At 79.9% G+C, this 4,656-nt stretch carries 7 protein-coding genes; 6 read left to right on the forward strand and 1 reads right to left on the reverse strand.

Going from position 1 to position 4,656, the window contains the following annotated elements:
• Positions 1-307 (reverse strand): hypothetical protein (locus GTR00_RS14895; RefSeq protein ID WP_205705869.1); only part of this gene is annotated, 307 nt, incomplete at its 3' end.
• A 207-nt stretch (positions 308-514) separates the two neighbouring features.
• On the opposite strand from GTR00_RS14895, the gene GTR00_RS14900 reads away from it, so the two are divergent.
• The 6 genes from GTR00_RS14900 to GTR00_RS14925 all read left to right on the forward strand — a co-directional run.
• Positions 515-1,756: a CpaF family protein gene (locus tag GTR00_RS14900; protein WP_407659705.1), complete on the forward strand. Its 1,242-nt coding sequence runs from the start codon at positions 515-517 to the stop codon at positions 1,754-1,756.
• A gap of 1 nt (position 1,757) precedes the next feature.
• Positions 1,758-2,621: a type II secretion system F family protein gene (locus GTR00_RS14905; protein WP_323132500.1), complete on the forward strand. Its 864-nt coding sequence runs from the start codon at positions 1,758-1,760 to the stop codon at positions 2,619-2,621.
• Positions 2,618-3,508 carry a type II secretion system F family protein gene (locus tag GTR00_RS25900; protein ID WP_166612390.1) on the forward strand — a complete coding sequence of 297 codons (891 nt, stop codon included), beginning with the start codon at positions 2,618-2,620 and terminating at the stop codon, positions 3,506-3,508. Before GTR00_RS14905 ends, GTR00_RS25900 begins: the two co-directional genes overlap by 4 nt.
• A gap of 65 nt (positions 3,509-3,573) precedes the next feature.
• On the forward strand, positions 3,574-3,807 hold the full coding sequence (locus tag GTR00_RS14915; protein ID WP_166612391.1) for a hypothetical protein: 234 nt from the start codon (positions 3,574-3,576) through the stop codon (positions 3,805-3,807).
• Positions 3,808-3,817: 10 nt separating this feature from the next.
• On the forward strand, positions 3,818-4,255 hold the full coding sequence (locus tag GTR00_RS14920; RefSeq protein WP_205705870.1) for a TadE/TadG family type IV pilus assembly protein: 438 nt from the start codon (positions 3,818-3,820) through the stop codon (positions 4,253-4,255).
• Between the two features lie 56 nt (positions 4,256-4,311).
• The coding region (locus GTR00_RS14925) for a pilus assembly protein (RefSeq protein ID WP_205705871.1) at positions 4,312-4,656 on the forward strand (345 nt) is incomplete at its 3' end.

Raw genomic sequence — 4,656 nt, forward strand, 5'->3', positions numbered from 1 at the left:
CGGGGGCACCCGCCGGCGGGGGAGGACCGGCGGGTGCCCCGGCCGGGGCACCGACCTGCGGGGGGCCGGCCGGGGCACCGACCTGCGGGGGGCCGACGTCCAGCACGGCGCCCTGCAGCAGCGGCGGCACGCCCAGGACGGCGCCGGTGACGTCCTGGCCGCCGGCGCGCGGCGCGCCCGGCCACGGGCCGGTCAGTTCCTCCAGGCGGGCGCGCACGGCCGCCAGGGCCGTGCCCACGGGTGCCTCCACGAGCACGTCGGTGCCCGCCGGGCCACCGACGCCGACGACGGTCAACCGCAGGCGCACCCCGGCAGGGTGCCCGCCGCGCGGACCGCGACCCGCTCCGCCCACAGGCCGCGCGGCCCGCGGGGGTTGTCCACATCACCCGAACGCCCGCGGCGCCCGCGCGCCTACCGTGACCGGGCCGCGGAGGGGGTCCGCGGGGTTCCCCGCGGGAGGTCCCCTCGGGGTTTCGCGGGGTTTCGCGGCGTTCCTCAGGAGGGGGTGGTGGACGTGGAGGCCGTGCGGCTGGTCGAGGACCAGGTGCGCCGGGAACTGCGCCGCCGCATCTCCGCCGGGGGGTTCCGCGCCACGCCCGAGCAGGTGCACGCCCTCGTCGACGAGGCCGTCACCGGCTACGACCTGCGCTCGCTGGACGGTTCCCTGCCGTTCCTGCCCGACCGGGACGCCGCGGTGCGCGAGGTCGTCGCCGCGGTGTCCGGGTACGGGCCGCTGCAGCGGTACTTCGACGACCCCGAGGTCGAGGAGATCTGGATCAACGAACCCGGCAAGGTGTTCGTCGCCCGCCGCGGCGTCGCCGAGCTGACCACGACGATCCTGGAGGAGGACGCGGTCGCGGACCTGGTGGAGCGGATGCTGGCCAGCACCGGCCGGCGCGTGGACCTCTCCAGCCCGTTCGTGGACGCCTCGCTGCCGGACGGCTCGCGCCTGCACGTGGTGATCCCCGACATCACCCGCCGGCACTGGGCGGTGAACGTGCGCCGGTTCGTCGCCCGCGCCCACCGCCTGGAGGACCTCGTGGTGCTGGGCTCGCTGTCGGCGCAGGCCGCGCGGTTCCTGGCCGCCGCCGTCGCCTCGGGGCTGAACCTGCTGGTCTCGGGGGCGACCCAGGCGGGCAAGACGACCCTGCTGAACTGCCTGCTGGCCGCCGTGCCCGCGCAGCAGCGCATCGTCACGTGCGAGGAGGTGTTCGAGCTGCAGGTGCCCGCTCGCGACGTCGTGGCGATGCAGTGCCGCCAGCCGAACCTGGAGGGTCGCGGCGAGGTCCCGCTGCGGCGCCTGGTGAAGGAGGCGCTGCGGATGCGCCCGGACCGCCTCGTCGTGGGCGAGGTGCGCCAGGAGGAGAGCCTGGACCTGCTCGTGGCGCTGAACTCCGGGCTGCCCGGGGCGGCCACGATCCACGCGAACTCCGCCGCCGGTGCGGTGGCGAAGATGTGCACGCTGCCGCTGCTGGCCGGGCAGAACGTCACCAGCGGTTTCGTGGTGCCCGCGGTGGCCTCCTCGATCGACGTGGTGGTGCACACCGCGCTGGGCGCCGACGGCCGGCGCCGGGTGGAGGAGGTGCTCGCCGTCACCGGTCGCGTGGAGGGCGGGGTGGTGGAGACCGCGCCGCTGTTCCGCCGCGCCGCGGGCCCGGACGCGCCGCTGCTGCGCGAGCAGGGCTGGCCCCCGCACCGGGAGCGGTTCGCCCGCGCCGGTTTCGACGTGGCCGCGCTGCTGACGGGGCGGGGCTGACGTGGGCGGTTCGGGTGGGCTGCTGGCCGGTGCGCTGCTGGGCGCCGGGACGTTCTGCGTCTGGTTCTCCTGCTGGGAGCGCGGCCCGCGCGCACCGCGGGTGCCGCGGCGGGCGCTGCGCCGCCTGCTGGACGCGGCGGGCCTGGCCGACGTGCCGGTGGCGGTGCTGCTGCTGGGGTGTGCGGCCGCCGCCGCGGCGGGGCTGCTGCTGGTGCCCGCGCTGACCGGCGCGGTGGTGCTGGCGGTGCCGGCCGCGGCCGCGGGGGCGCTGGCCCCGTTCGCAGCGCTGCGCTCGCGGGCCCGGCGCCGGCGCGCCGAGCGGGCGCGCGAGTGGCCCGACGTCGTCGACGCCCTGACCGCCTCGGTGCGCGCGGGCGCCTCGCTGCCGGACGCGGTGTGCGCGCTCGCGGTGCGCGGCCCGCAGCGGCTGCGCCCGGCGTTCGCGGGCTTCGCCGCCGGGTACCGGGCCAGCGGCGCGTTCGACGCGGAGCTGGCGCACCTGCGCGAGCAGGTCGCCGACCCGGTGTTCGACCGGCTGGCCGCCGTGCTGCGCATGACGCGCCAGGTGGGCGGCAGCGACCTGGGCGGCACGCTGCGCACCCTGTCGGCGTACCTGCGCGAGGACCAGCGCGCCCGCGCGGAACTGCTGGCGCGGCAGAGCTGGACGGTGTCGGCCGCGCGCCTGGCGGCGGCCGCGCCGTGGCTGGTGCTGGCGCTGCTCGCCACCCGGCCGGGGTCGCTGGAGGCCTACGACACCCCCGCCGGTGCCGCGGTGCTGGGCGGCGGGGCGCTGGCCACGGTGCTGTCGTACCGGGTGATGGTGCGGCTGGGTCGGCTGCCCGAACCGCGGCGGGTGCTGCGGTGACGCCGTCGGGGACCGGGGCGCTGCTGGGCCTTGCCGGCGGCACGGGTGCGCTGCTGGTGCTGGCGGGCGCGCCGTGGCGGCGCACCCCGTCGCTGGAGGCGCGCATCGCCCCGTACCTGTCGCGCCCGGTGCGGCCCGGCTGGCGCTCGGCGGCGCGCGCGGCGCTGGACGCGGCGGCCGGCGCCTGCGGTGCGCTGCTGGGGTCCGCGGCGGTGGTGCGCTCGCGCCTGGACGTGCTCGACCCCGCCCGCGAGGTGGCCCAGCACCGCGCCGAGCAGGTGCTGTGGGCGCTGGCCGGTGCCGGCGCCGGGGCGCTGCTGTGGTGGCTGGCGGTGCTGCGCGGCGACCCCTCGGCGGTGGGGGCGGTGGCGCTGGTGCTCACCGGTGCCCTCGCCGGCGCCCTGCTGCGCGACGCGGCCCTGGCGCGCGCGGTGCGCCGCCGCCGCGAGGAGGTCGCCGAGGACCTGCCGGCCGTGGCGGAGCTGCTGGCGCTGTCGGTGGGGGCCGGCGAGGGCGTGGCCGCGGCCCTGGAGCGGGTGGCCGCCGGCGGCGGTGCGCTGCCGGCGGAGCTGCGCCGCGCGCTGGCCGAGGCGGCCGCGGGCGTGCCGCTGCTGGAGGCGCTGTCGCGCACGGCGGAGCGCCTCGGCGTGCCGGCGCTGTCGCGGTTCACCGAGGGCCTGGCGGTGGCGGTGGAGACGGGCAGCCCGCTGGCCGGGGTGCTGCGCGCGCAGGCCGCCGACGCCCGCGAGGCCGGCCGCCGCCGGCTGCTGGAGGAGGGCGGGCGCCGCGAGGTGCGGATGCTCGTGCCCGTGGTGTTCGGGGTGCTGCCGGTGACGGTCGTGTTCGCGGTCTTCCCCGGCCTGGCGCAGCTGGACCTGGGCCCGTGAGGTCCCCGCCGAGCCCGTCCTGTCCCGAGCCCTTCCCCCGTCGTGTCGAGACCCCGAGGAGAACCGTGTCCGAGAACCACCCCCGCGAGCGCTGCGGGCGCCCCGCGCCCCGCGCCTCGCGCCCGCTGCGCCGCGCCCGCGCCCTGGCGCGCACCGGCGGCGACCGCGGCGACGTGCCCGGCTGGGTGCTGGTCACCCTGATGACCGCCGGCCTCGTCGTCGCGCTGTGGGCCGTGGCCGGCCCGCGGCTGCAGCAGGTGTTCACGCAGTCCATGGACGCCGTCGTCGGGCAGCTGTGAGCGGGCGCCCGTGAACCGGCCCGTCGCGGGACCGCCCGTCGAGGACCCGGCGCTCGCGGGGCCGCCCGGGCTCCGGGGCGAGGAGGGCTCGGCGGTCGCGGAGTTCGCCGCGGTGGCCGGGGTGCTGGCGCTGCTGTTCGCGGCCGTGCTGCAGCTGGCGGTGGTGCAGCACGTGCGGGCCACCGCCACCGACTGCGCCGGCGCCGGCGCCCGGTACGGCGCGCTGGCCGGCAGCTCGCCGGAGCTGGGCGCCCAGCGCACCCGGGAGGTGCTGGCGGCCTCGCTGCCGGCGCGCTACGCGGACGACGTCACGGCCGCGGTGCTGGACTCCCCGGCCGGGCCGGTGGTGCGGGTGCAGGTGCGCGCCCCGCTGCCGGTGGCGGGGCTGCTGGGCCCGGCGCGGGTGCTGGTGGTGCGCGGGCACGCCGCGCTGGAAGGGGCGCCCTGATGCGGGGCGGCGGCCCGGTGCCGGGCGGCGGCTGCCGGGACGGGGGCAGCGCGGCGGTGGAGCTCCTCGCCGTCGGGGTGCTGCTGCTGGTGCCGCTGGCGTACCTGGTGCTGGCGCTGGGCCGGGTGCAGGCGGCCACGTTCGCCGCGGAGGCCGGGGCGCGCGAGGCCTCCCGGGTGCTGGCCACCACCAGCGGGGACGAGCGGGCCGCGGCGCGCGCGCAGGCGGCGGTGGCGCTGGCGCTGGGCGACCAGGGCTTCGCCGCCGGCCCCGGTGCGCTGGTGCTGGAGTGCGCGGCGCGCCCGTGCCGCACCCCGCAGGCGGCGGTGGCGGCCACGGTGCGCGTGCGGGTGCCGCTGCCGCTGGTGCCGGCCCTCGCGCGCGGGGCCGTGCCGCTGGAG

This window comes from Kineococcus indalonis (genome assembly GCF_009906395.1).
Lineage (GTDB): Bacteria > Actinomycetota > Actinomycetes > Actinomycetales > Kineococcaceae > Kineococcus > Kineococcus indalonis.